General features: G+C 70.5%; 11 protein-coding genes. 6 read left to right on the forward strand and 5 right to left on the reverse strand.

Features of this window, described 5'->3' with window-relative positions; genetic code table 11:
• Window positions 1-1,427: 1,427 nt before the first annotated feature.
• From ACTMO_RS0115920 to ACTMO_RS0115940, 5 genes are all read left to right on the forward strand, one after another.
• Window positions 1,428-3,092, forward strand: a complete 1,665-nt coding sequence (locus tag ACTMO_RS0115920) for a DNA repair helicase XPB (protein ID WP_019855681.1) — start codon at window positions 1,428-1,430, stop codon at window positions 3,090-3,092.
• A 165-nt stretch (window positions 3,093-3,257) separates the two neighbouring features.
• The gene (locus ACTMO_RS0115925) at window positions 3,258-3,854 is read left to right on the forward strand and encodes a suppressor of fused domain protein (protein ID WP_019855682.1); all 597 of its coding nucleotides are present in this window, start codon (window positions 3,258-3,260) and stop codon (window positions 3,852-3,854) included.
• Window positions 3,855-3,975: 121 nt separating this feature from the next.
• Complete coding sequence (locus tag ACTMO_RS0115930) at window positions 3,976-4,968, forward strand: o-succinylbenzoate synthase (RefSeq protein WP_026449304.1); 993 nt, start codon at window positions 3,976-3,978, stop codon at window positions 4,966-4,968.
• A gap of 158 nt (window positions 4,969-5,126) precedes the next feature.
• Window positions 5,127-6,776: an SPFH domain-containing protein gene (locus ACTMO_RS21270; protein WP_019855684.1), complete on the forward strand. Its 1,650-nt coding sequence runs from the start codon at window positions 5,127-5,129 to the stop codon at window positions 6,774-6,776.
• Complete coding sequence (locus ACTMO_RS0115940) at window positions 6,776-8,134, forward strand: SPFH domain-containing protein (RefSeq protein ID WP_019855685.1); 1,359 nt, start codon at window positions 6,776-6,778, stop codon at window positions 8,132-8,134. Before ACTMO_RS21270 ends, ACTMO_RS0115940 begins: the two co-directional genes overlap by 1 nt.
• A 67-nt stretch (window positions 8,135-8,201) precedes the next feature.
• Here the strand turns inward: ACTMO_RS0115940 and ACTMO_RS0115945 are convergent, their stop codons facing one another.
• The 4 genes from ACTMO_RS0115945 to ACTMO_RS0115960 all read right to left on the reverse strand — a co-directional run bounded on the left by ACTMO_RS0115945 (window position 8,202) and on the right by ACTMO_RS0115960 (window position 13,017).
• Window positions 8,202-9,053: an SRPBCC family protein gene (locus ACTMO_RS0115945; protein ID WP_019855686.1), complete on the reverse strand. Its 852-nt coding sequence runs from the start codon at window positions 9,051-9,053 to the stop codon at window positions 8,202-8,204.
• Between the two features lie 96 nt (window positions 9,054-9,149).
• Complete coding sequence (locus ACTMO_RS0115950; protein WP_019855687.1) at window positions 9,150-10,004, reverse strand: FAD binding domain-containing protein; 855 nt, start codon at window positions 10,002-10,004, stop codon at window positions 9,150-9,152.
• Complete coding sequence (locus ACTMO_RS0115955; protein ID WP_019855688.1) at window positions 10,001-12,460, reverse strand: xanthine dehydrogenase family protein molybdopterin-binding subunit; 2,460 nt, start codon at window positions 12,458-12,460, stop codon at window positions 10,001-10,003. Before ACTMO_RS0115955 ends, ACTMO_RS0115950 begins: the two co-directional genes overlap by 4 nt.
• The gene (locus ACTMO_RS0115960; protein ID WP_019855689.1) at window positions 12,457-13,017 is read right to left on the reverse strand and encodes a (2Fe-2S)-binding protein; all 561 of its coding nucleotides are present in this window, start codon (window positions 13,015-13,017) and stop codon (window positions 12,457-12,459) included. Before ACTMO_RS0115960 ends, ACTMO_RS0115955 begins: the two co-directional genes overlap by 4 nt.
• Window positions 13,018-13,536: 519 nt before the next feature.
• Here ACTMO_RS0115960 and lexA point away from each other — a divergent pair.
• Complete coding sequence (lexA, locus tag ACTMO_RS0115965; RefSeq protein WP_019855690.1) at window positions 13,537-14,190, forward strand: transcriptional repressor LexA; 654 nt, start codon at window positions 13,537-13,539, stop codon at window positions 14,188-14,190.
• Between the two features lie 20 nt (window positions 14,191-14,210).
• On the opposite strand, the gene ACTMO_RS0115970 is transcribed toward lexA, so the two are convergent.
• Window positions 14,211-15,341, reverse strand: coding sequence for a vWA domain-containing protein (locus ACTMO_RS0115970; RefSeq protein WP_019855691.1), 1,131 nt, complete (start codon window positions 15,339-15,341; stop codon window positions 14,211-14,213).

The following is a 15,341-nucleotide window of genomic DNA, read 5'->3' on the forward strand; positions in this document are numbered from 1 at the left end:
TCCAAATATACGGCTCAACAGGAGCGGCTGCTAGCACTTCGCCAACTCCAAGATCAAAATGATGTATTTCGCGATTACTAGCGGGATCATGCCCTGTGACCAGGGCACGTAGTCGGGGAAGATACCGCTGTTCACTGCCCAAAGCCCAGCGCAGACCCGCACACAAGACGCCGGGATTACTCGGATGCGGCGGAGCATGCCAAGGACTTCCCACAGCCAGTGTCCCGTTCACCCAACGATTTGGCACTTTCGGATATTTTCGCACAAAAAGCTCGTCTACCAAGTAGTGTTTCTTATTCTGCATGGCACTTGGATTGGGAACCTTGATCCAGTGCTGCCGCCGAGGAGAAGGATCTGGTGTAGAAGTATCCTCAGTATACTCCACGCGTGCATACACTCCCTCCCGGTCCGAGCGCAATGCACTAACTCCTCGGTCAAATGTCAATGTTGCTCGACTGCCATCGGGACGTAGCAACACCACCGTTCTCACCGTCTTCCCACCCGGAGAATCGGAATCCGGAAGACACCAAGCACCGACCTCGCTGACCGCCTGCAATCGAGCACCCATGGCGTCATCGCTTCGTATCACCCCCTCCTCCCCGATCAGGGCTACCGGCCCCGTCCTCGACGGCTGCACCCACAGACCAGCCGAGGAGCCCAACACGCGCCATCCCTCCCACCACCCAGCGTCAGTCACCGGAGGGGCTGGCACCTCCTTATAAGACACCAATCGGAGCAGTTTCCCCTTGAGCGGGTCGAACACCGCAGCTACAGGCTGAAACACATCCACTGCCCACAATCGATTTCCCACCGGGGCCAAAAATCCCGTACGCAAGTATCGAAGCATCCCTTCGAAGATACCCTTTGACGCCACCACACAACACCACCGGTGCCTGACATGTCATCTATATCCCCCAAGCGAAATGGGTACAAACGAAAGCCTCCCGACAGCAGTAGCCGATCTACTAGAACTCCACAGGACCGAGGGACTACCGTCCAGAGTTCGACCTCCCACTGAGACTTGCTGTAGTGACGTCGAATAACAGAGGGAAACGCGTTGATTATGGATACGTTCCCCGCTACGTGTTCATTCGGTAGCTCTCAGCGTACGTCCATCCTCCTGTGCGGGGAGCACTTGGTGACCTGCGATCTCAACAGCACTGTCCCGCCGTGGGAATCACTTTCGCCGCGAACGCGGCGGCGGGCTCAGCCCCCGGAAACCGAGGTGCGTCCCTCACCCAGAGTCCGCTTCCTGCGGGCGGGGCGAACAACCGCCGAACACCTCCTCCCACCAGCGGGTGAACGACCACGGCCATCAACGGCCGTTACGCACCGGATGGAATACTCGGCGCCCGCGAACCCGTTGCTCGTCGCGGCGTCCGCGCCGCGCACACCAGCACGAACCCAGGTCAGCCAGGAGCCAGCCCGTGAGTGACGGACCACTGATCGTCCAGTCGGACAAGACGGTTCTTCTCGAAGTGGACCACGCCCAGGCCGAACAGGCACGCACCGCCATCGCGCCGTTCGCGGAGCTGGAACGCGCCCCCGAGCACGTGCACACCTACCGGATCACCCCGCTGGCGCTGTGGAACGCCCGAGCCGCCGGGCACGACCCCGAGCAGGTGGTGGACGCGCTGGTCAACCACGCGCGCTACCCCGTCCCCCAGCCGCTGCTGGTCGACATCGTGGAGACGATGGGCCGCTACGGCCGCCTGGAACTGACCAGCGACCCCGCGCACGGGCTGGTGCTCGTCGCCCGCGACCGCTCCGTGCTCGAAGAGGTGCTGCGCAGCAAGAAGATCTCCCCCATGCTCGGCCAGCGGCTGGACGCCGACACCGTGGTGGTGCACCCCAGCGAACGCGGCAGGCTCAAACAGGCCCTGCTCAAACTGGGCTGGCCCGCCGAGGACCTTGCCGGCTACGTGGACGGCGAACACCACCCGATCTCCCTCGACCAGCGCGGCTGGCAGCTGCGCGACTACCAGCGCCAGGCCGCCGACTCCTTCCGGGCCGGAGGCTCGGGCGTGGTGGTGCTGCCCTGCGGAGCGGGCAAGACCCTCGTGGGCGCCGCCGCCATGGCCGAGTCCAGCACCACCACGCTGATCCTGGTCACCAACACCGTCGCCGGCAGGCAGTGGAAACGCGAACTCGTCGAGCGGACCTCGCTGACCGAGGACGAGATCGGCGAGTACTCCGGCGAGCAGAAGGAGATCCGGCCGGTCACCATCGCCACCTACCAGGTGATCACCCGCAAGTCGAAGGGCGAGTACCAGCACCTGGACCTGTTCGAGTCCCGGGACTGGGGACTGATCGTCTACGACGAGGTGCACCTGCTGCCCGCCCCGGTGTTCCGCATGACCGCCGACCTCCAGTCCCGACGACGACTCGGCCTCACCGCCACCCTGGTACGCGAGGACGGCCGCGAGGGAGACGTGTTCTCCCTGATCGGCCCCAAACGCTTCGACGCGCCCTGGAAGGACATCGAGGCCCAGGGCTGGATCGCCCCCGCCGACTGCGTGGAGGTGCGGGTCACGCTGAGCGAGGCGGAACGTCTCGACTACGCCACCGCCGAGCCCGAGGACCGCTACAAGCTCTGCGCCACGGCACGCAGCAAGAGTTCGGTGGTGCGGGCCATCCTCGACCAGCACCCGGAGGAACCCGCCCTGGTGATCGGCGCCTACCTGGAACAGCTGCGCGAACTCGGCCACGAGCTCGACGCCCCGGTGCTGGAGGGCTCCACCCGCAACAGGGAACGCGAGAAGCTCTACGAAGCCTTCCGGCGCGGCGAGATCAGCCGACTCGTGGTCTCCAAGGTCGCCAACTTCTCCATCGACCTGCCCGAGGCCTCGGTGGCGATCCAGGTCTCCGGGACCTTCGGCTCCCGCCAGGAGGAGGCCCAACGGCTGGGCCGCCTGCTGCGCCCCAAAGCCCAGGGCGGGCAGGCGCACTTCTACTCGGTGGTGGCCCGGGACACCCTGGACACCGACTACGCCGCCCACCGGCAGCGGTTCCTCACCGAACAGGGCTACGCCTACCGGATCGTGGACTCCGAGGACCTGCTCGGTCCCCCCGTGCCCGGGGTCGACGGCTGAGACACTGGAGGCCACCCCGGGGGCTCACCCCGGCCGGGAACGGCCCGAAGCCCCAGGCGCCCCGAAGCACGGAAGAGCCCCACGGCGGCACCCCGCTCGCCGGGGCAACGGCAGTGTCCGCCACCGTTTCCGTACAAGCCCCGGAACCGTTCGCTGGAGGCCAGGATGAGTACCGGTAGCCAGGAACCCCCGTCCGTGAGCGGCGCCCACCGCTTCGTCGGCCTCGCGGAGAACCTGGAGAGACACGCGGGCACCCCCTCGGAGGCCGAGCCGCCGAACGTGCACGGGCCCGACCGCGGCTACGGCCTGGTCTTCTTCCACCTGGAGGAGTACCACCTGACCTCGGTGATCAGCTCGGGACTGCGGTTCCAACCCCTCGGGGCCGAGCCCGCCCAGGAACTGGCCTGCACCGTCTACCGGGAACAGGCCGAGGCCGCCCGCTACCTTGTGGACATCTCCTCGGAACTGCTGGTGCGCAACAGGACCCACCTGGTTCCCGACCAGATCGTGCCCAACGAACAGCCACTGCTGGCCGGAACCGAGTTCCACGCCCTGCTGGCCGGGGGACACCCGCTGTTCCCCCCGGAGTTCACCAGGTTCACCGACGCCCAGGGAGTGGAGCAGCTCCAGGTGTTCACCCTGCTGCCGGTCACCCTCGGGGAGCTGAACTTCGCCCTCGACCAGGGAGTTCCTGCGCTGCGCAGGCAGTGGGCCCGCTTCGAGGTGGACGTCTTCGACATCGGCCGCCCCAGCGTCGCCTGACCCACCGGGCACCACCCCGTGGCCAGAGCCCGTCACGGGCGGTGTCGAGAACGGCCGGGAGGCTGTGTTCTCGGACGTCATCGGATGCCCACGGTGGTACGGCCGTGCCAGGATCGAGGGCATGGCGAGCGACCCCGGAACCTTCGACCTGACCCAGCTCGACGCGGTACGCGTCTACAGCCTGCCGATGCGCACCAGGTTCCGGGGCGTCACCGTCCGGCAGGGGGTGCTGCTCAACGGTCCCGAGGGCTGGGGGGAGTTCTGCCCCTTCGAGGACTACTCGGACGCCGACTGCGTGCCCTGGCTGGACGCCGCGCTGGAGAGCTGCTTCCTCGGCTGGCCCACCCCAGTGCGGGAGACGGTGCCGGTCAACTGCACCGTACCCGCCGTGGACCCGCGGCGCGCCCACGAGTTCGTGGCGAACTCCGGCTGCCACACCGCCAAGGTGAAAGTCGCCGAACCCGGCGACCCGGCCTCCGCCGACGCCGAACGGGTGGAGGCGGTACGGCAGGCGCTGGGTTCTTCGGGCGCGATCCGGGTGGACGCCAACGCGGCCTGGGACGTGGACACGGCCGTGCACCGCATCCGGGAACTCGACCGCGCCGCCGGCGGGCTGGAGTACGTGGAACAACCGTGCCCGAGCGTGGCGGAACTGGCCTCCGTCCGCCGACGGGTCGACGTGCGGGTGGCCGCCGACGAGTCGATCCGGCGCGCCGAGGACCCGCTGCGCGTGGCCGTGGCCGAGGCCGCCGACGTGGCCGTGATCAAGGCCGCCCCGCTGGGCGGGGTGCGGCGCTCCCTCGAGGTGGCCGAGGCCTGCGGCCTGCCGTGCGTGGTGTCCTCAGCGGTGGAGAGCAGTGTGGGGCTGGCCGCCCAGCTCGCCCTGGCCGGGGCGCTGCCCGAACTGCCGTTCGCCTGTGGACTGGGCACGGTGGCGCTGCTGGACGGCGATGTGGTCACCGACCCGCTGCTTCCCGTCGACGGGCAGCTCCCCGTGCCCACACACCCCCCGTGCCCGGCCCCCGCGCTGGTGGCCGCGGCCACCCCGGTGGCGGAGACCCAGCACCGCTGGCTGGAACGGCTGTACCGCGTGCGACTGGCGAGCACCACCTGAGCACGGCCCGACAGGCGGAAACCCGTGAAGCTCCCCACACCGGCCCGCCGGAGCGATAGTCTGCGATCACACGCGGGAACCGCCGCCCCGGCAGGAACCGGGGACCACCCGCCGCACGTCCGACGTAGGCGATCCCGCAGTCGTCAAGGGAGCGACCCATGTCCATCGCAGCGGCCGGGCGCCAGGCCATGTCCGTGGCGCGGGAGAAACAGCCCCCCTCGGCCTCGGGGAGCGCACCCACCGAGGAGGAGGCCGACGAGTTCGCGATCGACCCCAGCGACTTCCTCTCCGCCCGCGAGCAGGGCAGCTCGGCGGGCACCCGGATCGAACAGCGCACCGCCCCGATGGAGGAGGTCGGCGCGCTCGTCAACAGCAGCGTCCCGGAACGCGGGGACGACGGGGAGCGGGTCAACGTCATCTGCCCCGTGGTGATCCCCAAACGCAACGCGCTGACCAACCTGGGCTTTCCGCTGCTGGTGCTGCTCGCGCTGGCCCTGCTCGGAACCCTGGTGGTCCACCGGACGGGGCAGGGCGCGGCCTGGGTCGGCCCGCACCTCTGGGTGCTGCTGGCGGGGCTGGCCGTGCTGCTGTGGCTGCGGCGCAGCATCGTCATGGTGCCGGAGGGCTGCCAGGCGATGATCACCAAGTTCAGCAAACTGGACAGCACGGTCGGCCCGGGACGGACCCTGCTGCTCGACCCGCGCAAACAGGTCAGCTACGTGCTCAACACCACGCGGGAGTACCCGTTCAACGCGCCGATCAGCGAAGCACCCACCCGCAGCGGCATCAAGGCCTCGGTCGACCTGTTCCTACAGTTCCGCATCGAGGACCCGACCCAGTTCATGTTCGCCCTCGGCGCGGTGTCCGGCTTCTCCGACAAGCTGACCAACGCGGTCAGCGAGGTCACCCGGAGCCTGATCTACCAGCAGCGCGCCGAGGACATCTACGACCTCGTCGGGGAGAGCACCCAGGAACTGCTGGACAACCTGAACGAACAGTTCCTGCCCGCGGTGCGGCTGACCAGCGCCAACATCACCCACGCCGAGCCGTCCAGCCAGCAGTACCGCGCCGACCTGGCCTCCCCGGAGATGGTGCGCATGGCCAAGGAGGCCTACACCTACGAGTACGAGCTCAGCCTGCGCAAGGAACAGGACGAGGGCGACCTGAACAAGGAACTGGCCTCGATGAACGAGAGCCTCTCCGGTATCAGGGCCGAGATCGCCAGCTATCAGGCGCAGATGGACACCGCGCTGGAACGGGAGACCAACCGCGCCAAGGCCCAGGCCCGCCAGCGCTTCGTGGAGGCGGAGAGCACCGCCAACGCCAACTCCGCCCTGCTGGAGGCCCAGGCGCTGGACATCCGGGCGGTCAGCGCGGCGAACAACCCGGAGATCCTGGAGTACCACTACGAGCGGGACCTGCTGGACAGGTTGGAGGGACTGGCCGAGCACCTTCCGGTGCTCGTCTCGTTGGGAGACGACGACAACATCGACTACCTCTCCGCCGCGCGCAGGATGCTCGGCACCTCCCACGACGGGGCCGGACTGTCCGAGGCGGACGTCTCCGCCATCCAACAACGCACCGAGGCCATCCAGGAACGCATCCGGCAGCGCGAACCCGAGATCGAACAACTGCTGGCCGAGGGCGGCCACCTGTCCCGGATGGAGACAGTCTCCTCCGAGACCGGGCGGGACGAGGAGGACATCCCACCCGCCGAGCCCGACGCCCCGACCGGACGTTCCGGGCACGACACCACACCCGACGAGCCGTCCGAGTCCGAGGAGGACTCCCAGGCAGGTGAGCAGTGATGACCACCCAACGGAACGGTTTCTCCACGATCACCGACGCGATCGCGCCGTGGTCCAACATCCGTCAACTCATCCGCAGCGGGGACGAGGGCAAGCTCGTCCCCGTGGTGATCCCCAAGGACAACCGCAACCCCGCCTGGGTCGCGCTGCTGTTCCTCACCCTGTACCTGGGGGGAACGGCGGTGCTGAGCACCGCACCGCTGTCCACCGTCCTGTGGGGGGCCAGCCTGCTGATGCTGGTGCTGACCGCCCTGGCCCTGTGGCGCGGATCGATCGTGGAGATCGAACAGGGCACCACCGGCATCCGCAGCCGCTACGGCGCGTTCACCGGCACCCTCGCCCCCGGCAGGCACTACCTGTGGTGGCCGTGGGACAAGGTCGAGTTCGTCGTCGACACCACCACCGAGATCCCCTACAACGCCCCGGTCGCCGCCTGCCCCACGGCGGAGGACGTGCCGCTGAAGTCGATCGAGTTCTTCCTGAAGTTCCGCATCGACAACCCGGTCGACTTCGTACGCACGATCGGGGCGGGCAACTTCGACATGGTGCTGTCCAGCGCGGTGCAGGACGCCCTGCGGCAGCGCGCCCGGCGCGTGCACACCGAACAGGCCCACGAACTGCGCGGCAGCGACGTCGAGGACATGCAGCAGGCCCTGAACCGCCAGCTCACCAAGTACGGGGTGCGGATCCTCGGGGCGAACATCCCCGACGTGCAGCTGCCGGACCAGTACCAGCAGCACCTGGCCACCCGCGAGCGGGTCTCCAAGGAACTCAGCGCCTACGAGCGGGAGTGGGAGCTGACCCGCAAACGGCGCATCGACAACCTGCTGATGGAGATCGAACGCGCCAAGAAGACCCGCGACGCCAAACTGGTCGAGGTGAAGGCCGCCCGCAACCAGGCCCGCCGCGACGTGGCCCGGAGGCTGGAGGAACAGGAGACCGAGGCCCAGCGGGCCCAGTGGGAGATCGAGGCCCGGGGCAGGGCCACGCTCACCGAGGCGCAGAACGAGGCCAAGTCCCGGCAGCGGCTCGGCCAGGCCTACCGCGACAACCGCGCCGTGCTGCACTACGAGCTGGCCCGCCGCAGGCTGGAGGTCGGCTCGCGGCTGGCCGAGAACGCCCCGCGTCCGATCGTGGTCCGCGGCGGTGGCGACCAGTCCGCCCTGTCCACGCTGCTGCTGTCCCAGCTGCTGCCGAAGTTCGCCTCCCAGACCCTCGAGGAGGACCGGGGCGGGTCATCCCGGACCGCCTCGCGGGCAGACGACCAGGACAACCGCGCCGAGGAGGCGGCGCAGGCCCTCGACCAGGGTGAGAAGTTCGCCCGGTCCCTGCTGGACGGTGAGAACACCGGCCGGTGACCACGGCGCGGCCCCGTGGGGCGCCCGGTGAGCGCCCCACGGGGCGGCTCCGGCCTCCCGAAGTCCGTCACCACGCAGGACGTGCCCTCCGCCGCCACACCACCAGGACCACGACCAGCACCGCCGCGGCCAGCACCACCGGCCCCAGCCGCTTCAGCACCGGCACCCCGGCCGTGCCGAGCAGATCCACCACGTCCTGTTCGGCGTCCCCCGTCCGCCGCGCGGAGCCGGACAACCCGGCACCGTGCCGCTCGTGCTCCGGCCGTTCCGAGGAGACGCCCTCGTGGGAGGGCTCCCCCTCGGCGCCGGTGACCTTCCACGGGGTGCGCTCGTCCGGGGCCCCGGAGTCCCACTCGGCGCGCGTGGGCGCGGAACGCTCCTGACCGGCCTCACCGTCGGGGGAGACCGAGGCCCCGCCGACGGTGCCCGTGCTCGCGGCCTGCTGCTGCCCGTCCCCGGCGGCCTCGGCGACCTCGGAGCCGGTGAGCCGTTCGGCCAGGCACCGCGCGAACTGGTCGATCAGCCGCTGGGCCACGTCGGAGATCAGTCCCCGCCCGAGTTGGGCGGGTTTTCCGGTGATCTTCAGGTCCGTGTCCACGTGCACGGCGGTGCTCTCGCCCTCGGACCGCAACGTCGCCCGCACCGTGGCGGCGGCGGTGCCGTTCCCCCGCGAGTCCTTGCCGCTGGCCTCCAGCACGGCGCGGTGGGTCTCGTGGTCGACCTCGGCGAACCGGCCGTTGCCCTTGTACAACAGCGACACCGGGCCGAGCTTGACCTTGACCGAGCCGGAGAACTCGCCGTCCTCCACGCTCTTCAGCGTGGCCCCCGGCATACACGGCGCGACCCTCTCCGGGTCGAGCAGGGCCTGCCAGGCCGTCTCGACCGGCACGGGCACGGTGAACTCGTGCTCCAGTTGCACTCTATTCCCTCCTCGCGTCGGCGGGAACGCGTCCGGCTCCCGCCCCGGCCCACCCGGCGGCGGGCGCCGTGCGGGCCGGTCGGGTACACGAAGCCGTCACACCCCCGCCGCCGTGGCCAGCGCCCTGCCCGTCAACACCTCGGCCAGATGCTGCCGGTAGTCGGCGTCGGCGCTGGCGTCGCTGCCGGGGCTGGTTCCCTCGTGGGCGCGTTCGGCGGCCCGCCGCACGGCCTCGCCCGTGGGGCTCGCACCGAGCAGCGCCCGCTCCACCCCGTGGGCGCGTACCGGGGTGGACCCCATGTTGGTCAGCCCCACCCGGGCGCGGGCGATCCTGCCGTCCTCCACGAGCACCGTGGCCGCGACCCCGACCACCGACCAGGCCTGGGCCACCCTGTTGAACTTCTCGTAGTGGGCGCTCCAGCCGGTGTGCTTGGGCACCCGTACCTCCACGAGCAGTTCCTCCGGCCCCACCGCCGTGGTGAAGTGGTCCACGAAGAACTCGTCGGCGGGAACGGTCCTGCGGCCCTGCGGGCCGGCCAGCACCATCTCCCCCTCCAAGGCCAGCACCGGGGCCAGCAGGTCACCGGCCGGGTCGGCGTGCGCGAGGGAACCGCCGAGGGTCCCCCGGTGGCGCACCTGCGGATCGGCCACCGTCCGCGTCGCCAGCGCCAGCAGGGACGCGTGTTCGTTGACCAGCCCGTCCCGCACGACCTCGTGGTGGGTGGTCATGGCCCCGATCACCAGGTTCCCGTCCTCCTCGCGCACCCCGCGCATCTCGGAGACCTTCCCGAGATCCACGACCGTCGACGGGGCGGCCAGTCTCATGCGCAGCACCGGCAGCAGACTCTGCCCACCGGCCAGTACCTTGGCGTCCTCCCCCGCGTCCCGGAGGGCCCGCACGGCCTCCTCCACGGTGGACGGAGCGACGTAGTCGAACTCGGCGGGAATCACCTGTCACCTCCGGTGGGGAACGGCTGGTCGGGGTCTACGGAACCGAGCCCGCCGCCGGACTCGGCCGCCGTGGCCGAGCTCGCCCGGGCCCCGGACAGCGCCCGCCACACCCGCTGCGGCGAGCACGGCATCCGCACGTCGGTGACGCCGTAGTGCCTGATGGCGTCGACCACGGCGTTCACCACGGCCGGGGTCGAGGCGATGGTTCCCGCCTCGCCGACGCCCTTCACCCCGAGCGGGTTGGACGTCGCGTCGGTCTCGGTGCGGTCGGTGTGGAACTCGGGCAGGTCCACGGCGGAGGGAACCAGGTAGTCCGCCAACGTCGCCGTGGTCAGCGTTCCGTCCTCGTCGTGGACGGCCTCCTCGTACAGCGCCTGGGCGATGCCCTGGGCCAGTCCCCCGTGCACCTGCCCCTCCACGACCAGCGGGTTGACCACGGTGCCGACGTCGTCCACGCACACGTACGAGCGGATGCGCACCCGCCCCGTCTCGGTGTCGACCTCGGCGGCGCACAGGTGCGTGCCGTGGGGGAAGGAGAAGTTCTCCGGGTCGTGGCTGACCTCGGCGTCGAGGTTGGGCTCCACGCCCTCGGGCAGGTCGTGGGCGGTGAAGGCCGCCAACGCGACCTCGGTGAGCGCCATGCCCCGGTCCGTGCCGCGCACGGAGAAACGCCCGGCGGAGAAGTCCAGGTCCTGCTCCGAGCACTCCAGCAGGTGCGCGGCGATCGACCGCGCCTTGTCGATCACCCTGTCGGAGGCCCGCACCGCCGCGACCCCGCCGACCGCCAACGACCGGGAACCGTAGGTGTCCAGTCCCCGGGGTGAGGACTGGGTGTCGCCGTGCAGCACCTCGACGTCCTCGAACGGAACACCCAGGCGGTCGGCCACGAGCTGGCTCCAGGCGGTCACGTGGCCCTGCCCGTGGGGGGAGGTGCCGGTGACCACCTCGACCTTGCCGGTCGGCAGCACCCGTACCTGGGAGTGCTCCCAGCCACCGGCCCCGTAGGACAGCGACCCGAGCACCCGGGAGGGCGCCAGCCCGCACATCTCGGTGAACGTGGAGACCCCGATGCCCAACTGGACGGTGTCGCCGCGCTGTCGACGCCGCAGCTGCTCGTCCCGCAGCTGCTGGTAGCCGAACATCTCCACCGCCCGGTCGGTGGCCGCCTCGTAGTCGCCGGAGTCGTAGGTCAGCCCGGCCACGGTGTCGAACGGGAACTCGTCGTGGTTGATCCAGTTCCTGCGGCGGACCTCCAGGGGGTCCATGTCGAGCTCGGCGGCCAGCTCGTCCATCATCCGTTCGATCGCGAAGGTCGCCTCCGGCCTGCCCGCGCCCCGGTAGGCGTCGGTGGGCGTCTTGGTGGTGAACACGTTCGTGCAGGTGAAGCGGTAGGAGTCGAACTTGTAGATCGCGTTGAACATCAGCGCCCCGAGGATGGGGATCCCGGGGGTGACCAGCCGCAGATAGGCCCCCATGTCGGCGAGCAGGTCGACCTTGAGTCCGGTGACCGTCCCGTCGGCACGGGCGGCCAGCGAGAGCCGCTGCACCTGGTCCCTGCCGTGGTGGGCCGAGACCATGGTCTCCGAACGACTCTCGGTCCACTTCACCGGACGACCGAGCCGCTCGGCCATGAGGAAGGTGAGCATCTCCTCGGGAGTGACCTGGAGCTTGCCCCCGAAACCCCCGCCCACGTCGGGGGCGATCACCCGGACCTTGTGCTCGCCGACGCCGAGGGTCATGGCGATCATGGTGCGCAGGATGTGCGGCACCTGGGTGGACGACCAGACGGTGTACTGCTCACCGGTCGGGTCGACCAGCACCGAACGCGGTTCCATGAAGGCGGGGATCAGCCGCTGCTGCCGGAAGGTCCGGTCCAGACGGACCTCGGCGTCCCGCAGGGCCCGCTCCACGTCCCCTCCCGTGCCGGCCTCGGCCGAGTCGAAGGTCCACGTGGCGCTGCGGTTGGTGCCCAGCTCCTCGTGCACGAGGGGGGAGTCGTCCCGCGCGGCGGCCTCGACGTCGAGGACCACCTCCCGGTCCTCGTAGTCCACGTCGATCGCGTCCAGGGCGTCGCGGGCCTCGGCGGCGCTGCGCGCGGCCACCATGGCCACCGCCTCACCGGCGAAGTGGACCTCCTCCACCGCCAGGGCGGGAGCGTAGGGGGTCTTCATGTCCGGGGTGACCGGCCAGGCACACGGCATGCTGCCCTGCCGCTCGGCGAGGTCGGCCCCGGTCACCACCTCGTGCACCCCGGGCATCCGCCGGGCCTCGGTGGTGTCGATGGCGCTGATCCGGGCGTGGGCCACCGGACTGCGCAGCACGGCCAGATGCACCATGCCAGGCAGGCTCATGTTGTCCGTCCACCGTGTTCGGCCGGTGACGAGCCTGGCGTCCTCCTTGCGTCTGCGCGCGCGTCCGATCTCCGGTTCGGACGGACTCACTGGGGTGGCGGTCATGACTGCCCTCCGGTCACACGCGTGTCGGCCTGTTCGGTGGAAGTGCGCGGGGCGGGGGTCCGTCCGGAATGCTCCATGGCAGGCCCGGCACCGGGACGCATCTGGCGGGAGACGTCCCGCACGGCGCGCACGATGTTCTGGTAGCCGGTGCAGCGGCAGAGGTTGCCCTCCAGCCCCTCCCGGATGCGCTCGTCGTCCGGTTCGGGATCCTCCGCGAGCAGGTCCAGCGCCTGCATGATCATTCCCGGGGTGCAGAACCCACACTGCAAGGCGTGGTTGTCGTGGAAGGCCCGCTGCACCGGGTGCAGCCGCCCGTCGCGGGCCAGGGCCTCGACGGTGGTCACCTCGTGGCCGTCCGCCTGGACAGCCAGCACCGAGCAGGACTTCACGCTCTGTCCGTCCAGATGCACCGTGCAGGCTCCGCAGTTGCTGGTGTCGCAACCCACGACGGTGCCGACCTTGCCCAGTTGTTCCCGCAGATACTGCACGAGCAGGGTTCTGGGACTCACGTCGTCGGTGTAGGTGGTTCCGTCGACGTCGACGGTGATGCGCGGCATCGGGCCTCCCTCACGGAGCCTGCCCGCGTGGTGCGGACATGTGTCGGGGCAACGTCTCGGATCCCTTCGACGGGCCGGATCGGCGACGTGCCCGGCGTGTGGGCGGGTGTCGCACCGTCCCGGCACGCGGCGGCGGACCCGCTCCGCCGCGCGGCACCCCACGCACACCCACCACAGCGCCCGATCCGGGGCGACAACGCGTCCCGGCGAACCGAACCGTCCCGAGGAATCCCTCAACAGCGGCTGATGTCACGGCCTCGTGGCCGTCGCCGTCCCGGCGGCAACGAGTCCGTGGCTGGGCTCCATGATCCCGAACGACACGCAACGTCCCCGGTCAGCGACACACGGTTCGCTCGACACGATCAGGTGAGAGCAGGGAGGAGCCGGGCGCTCACGGGACCGGAAGGAGACCCCACCGCCGGGCTCCCTCTCACGAGGGGAGCGGCGGACAGGGCATCCCCGCCGCCCGCGGGCGCACCGGTGATCGACAACCCGAGGTCCGCCTCTACCATTCCCCGGGTGAGCACCTACGACGATCTCGATCACCCGGACACCTCGATCCTGCCCCCGCGCCAGCGGCGCATCCTGGCCGCGATCCGGGACCGGGTGCTCGAACACGGCTACTCGCCCAGCACCCGCGAGATCGGCGACGCCGTGGGGCTGCGCTCCTCGTCCTCGGTCTCCCGGCACCTGGCGGACCTGGAGCGGAAGGGGTTCCTGCGCCGCGGCACCACGGTCTCCCGCCCGATCGACGTGCGCATGTTCCTGCGGGAGTCCACGACCACCCAACCGTCCGAGGACCGGGTGAGCGTCCCCGTGCTCGGCGACATCGCCGCCGGCGCCCCCATCACGGCCGAGGAGCACGTCGAGGACGTGTTGACCCTGCCCCGGGAGTTCGCCGGGCGCGGCACCGTGTTCGCGCTGCGGGTGCGCGGTGACTCGATGACCGAGGCCGGAATCCACCACGGCGACGTGGTGGTGGTGCGCCAGCAGCCCGAGGCCCACTCCGGCCAGATCGTGGCCGCGATGATCGACGAGGAGGCCACGGTCAAGGTGTACCGCCGCCGCGACGGTCACGTGCTGCTCGAACCGCGCAACCCCGCCCACGAGGTCCTCGACGGTGACGGGGCCGTGATCCTCGGCACCGTTGTCTCGGTGCTGCGCAGCGTCTGAAACGGGCTCCGGCGGCGTGCTCACCCGGCGGAGCCGGACTCGGAGCACTCCCGCACCCGCCGCCACAGCCGACGCAGCGCCGCGAGGCTGTGCCCGGCCACCAGCGCGTCCACATGGGGCAGTGCCGCCGCCACCCCGGACTGCACCGGCTCGTAGCCCGCCCGCCCCGCGTGCGGGTTGGCCCACAGCACGACGTGGGCCAACCTTCGCATCCGGCGCATCTGCTCGGCGAGCTCCTCGGTTCCGCCGCGTTCCCATCCGTCCGAGAACAGCACCACCACCGCCTGCCGCGCCGCACCGCGCTGGCCCCACCGGTCCAGGAACGCCCGCACCGTGCCACCCAGCCGGGTGCCGCCGGAGAAGTCCGGCACCGCCCGTCCCGCGGCGGCCAGGGCGAACTCCGGATCGCGCTGACGCAGCTGCCTGGTCACCCGCGTCAGCCTGGTGCCCAGGGTGAACACCTCGGTGGTGGTCGGGGCGGCCCGCACCACGACGTGCGCGAAACGCAGCAACGCGTCCGCGTAGGGGCTCATGGAACCCGAGACGTCGACCAGCAGCACCACCCTGCGGGGCCGGTCCCGACGCGCCCGGTACACGAGCCGCACCGGCTCCCCGCCGGTACGGAGCATGGAGCGCATGGTGCCGCCGGGATCGAGACGGCCCGCGCGGGCCCGACGCCTGCGCAGCGCGGCACGACGGGGCGGGCGCGGATCCAGCCAGGAGATCATCCGCCGCAGCTGGGCACGCTCGGCCTCGCCGAGCTCGGCCATGTCGCGGTGCCGCAGCACCTCGACGTCCCCGGCCGCCGCGAGGCGTTCGGCCTCCTCCGAGCGGGTCGACTCCGGATCGTCCCCGCCCAGGGGCAAGGCGCGGGAGCGCGCGCTGCCACGCCGCCGCGGCCGGAGTTCCGTACCGGCCACCCCGCCACCGAACCAGGCGTGGAAGGCGGCGTCGAAACGGGGCAGGTCGTCCGGGTCGGAGCACAACGTCAGCCTGCCCGCCCAGTAGAGCTGGTCCCGGTCGGCGAAGTCGACGTGGGCGGTGGCGTCCAGGAAGGAACGCACCCGGGCCGGGCCACACCGCATCCCGGAGTGGCGCAGCGCCCGGGCGAACCCGACGAGCCCCTCCAGGGTGTGGTCCGCCTCGCACAT

It is taken from the genome of Actinopolyspora mortivallis DSM 44261, assembly GCF_000384035.1.
Taxonomy (GTDB): domain Bacteria; phylum Actinomycetota; class Actinomycetes; order Mycobacteriales; family Pseudonocardiaceae; genus Actinopolyspora; species Actinopolyspora mortivallis.

Coding starts and splice junctions, on each gene's coding strand:
- ACTMO_RS21270 (WP_019855684.1), top strand. CDS start 5,127: ATGTCCATCGCAGCGGCCGGGCGCCAGGCCATGTCCGTGGCGCGGGAG.
- ACTMO_RS0115940 (WP_019855685.1), top strand. CDS start 6,776: ATGACCACCCAACGGAACGGTTTCTCCACGATCACCGACGCGATCGCG.
- ACTMO_RS0115955 (WP_019855688.1), bottom strand. CDS start 12,460: ATGACCGCCACCCCAGTGAGTCCGTCCGAACCGGAGATCGGACGCGCG.
- ACTMO_RS0115930 (WP_026449304.1), top strand. CDS start 3,976: ATGGCGAGCGACCCCGGAACCTTCGACCTGACCCAGCTCGACGCGGTA.
- ACTMO_RS0115960 (WP_019855689.1), bottom strand. CDS start 13,017: ATGCCGCGCATCACCGTCGACGTCGACGGAACCACCTACACCGACGAC.
- ACTMO_RS0115925 (WP_019855682.1), top strand. CDS start 3,258: ATGAGTACCGGTAGCCAGGAACCCCCGTCCGTGAGCGGCGCCCACCGC.
- ACTMO_RS0115970 (WP_019855691.1), bottom strand. CDS start 15,341: ATGTGCGAGGCGGACCACACCCTGGAGGGGCTCGTCGGGTTCGCCCGG.